The sequence below is a fragment of the Streptomyces sp. NP160 genome (assembly GCF_006335115.1).
Lineage (GTDB): Bacteria > Actinomycetota > Actinomycetes > Actinomycetales > Quadrisphaeraceae > Quadrisphaera.
This window is the reverse complement of sequence record NZ_VDMJ01000067.1, coordinates 1-1,145: the sequence shown is the minus strand read 5'-3', so window position 1 is coordinate 1,145 and position 1,145 is coordinate 1. Positions and strand designations below refer to the sequence as shown.

The following is a 1,145-nucleotide window of genomic DNA, read 5'->3' as shown; positions in this document are numbered from 1 at the left end:
CATGGCGGCACCGAGGAAGTACCCCGATGAGCTGCGCGAGCGAGCGATCCGGATGGCGGTCGAAGCCCGCCGTGACCCAGCCACCCGCCCAGGCGCCCTGGCTCGCATCGGTGGACAGCTGGGCATCAACGCCGAGACGCTGAGGAACTGGGTCTCCCAGGCCGAGGTCGACGAGGGCCTGCGTTCGGGCACCACCACCGACGAAGCCCGCCGGATCGCTGAGCTGGAGCGGGAGAACCGCGAGCTGCGCCGGGCCAACGAGATCCTCAAGACCGCCTCAGCGTTTTTCGCCGCGGCGGAGCTCGACCGCCGACTGAAGTGATCGTCGCCTACATCGACGCCCATAAGGACCGCTTCGGGGTCGAGCCGATCTGCACGGTGCTCAGCGCTGCTGGCACGCAGGTCGCCCCGAGCACCTACTACGCCGCCCGTTCCCGGCGCCCCTCGATGAGGTCGGTCATCGATGCCGCTCGCACCGCGGCGATCCGCGCGGTGCACGCGGAGAACTACGGCGTGTACGGCTCGCGCAAGGTTCACGCCGAGCTCCTCCGGCGCGGGCAGCCGATGGCCCGCTGCAGCGTGGAACGCTTGATGCGCGCCGCGGGGCTTCGGGGTGTGAGCAGGGCCAAGGGCCCCCGCACCACGATCCCGGGCACGGGGCCTGAGACCCGTGCGGACCTGGTGGAGCGGAAGTTCACCGCGCCGGCCCCGGACCGGCTGTGGGTCGCGGACATCACCTACTGCCGGACGTTCTCCGGGTGGGTGTACGCGGCGTTCGTCATCGACGTCTTCAGCCGGCGAGTCGTGGGGTGGCAGGTGTCCACGAGCCTGCGCACCGACCTGGCCCTGGACGCCCTGGAGATGGGTCTGTGGACCCGCCAGCACGCCGGCCGCGACGTCGCCGGCGTGGTGGCGCACTCGGACAAGGGCGTGCAGTACGTCGCGATTCGCTACACCCAGCGTCTGGCCGAGGCCGGCGCTGTCGCGTCGGTGGGGAGCACCGGCGACTCGTATGACAACGCTCTGGCCGAGGCGTTCAACTCCCTGTTCAAGGCCGAGCTGGTCCGTCACCGGGGCCCGTGGAAGGGCATCGAGGATCTGGAGATCGCGGTGGCGGAGTACGTGGACTGGTTCAACCACCGGCG

Annotated in this window: 2 protein-coding genes and 1 other annotated feature; both genes read left to right on the top strand. The window is 70.5% G+C overall.

The genetic code is table 11. The features are described from left to right. Positions 1 to 322: transposase (locus tag FHN55_RS21785; protein ID WP_139714508.1), on the top strand; the 322-nt coding region annotated here is incomplete at its 5' end. After that, positions 280 to 411, top strand: a sequence feature (AL1L pseudoknot). Its footprint overlaps the gene before it by 43 nt. Beyond that, positions 319 to 1,145: IS3 family transposase (locus FHN55_RS21780; RefSeq protein ID WP_139714507.1), on the top strand; the 827-nt coding region annotated here is incomplete at its 3' end. It overlaps the preceding feature by 93 nt. The genes FHN55_RS21785 and FHN55_RS21780, both read left to right, overlap by 4 nt.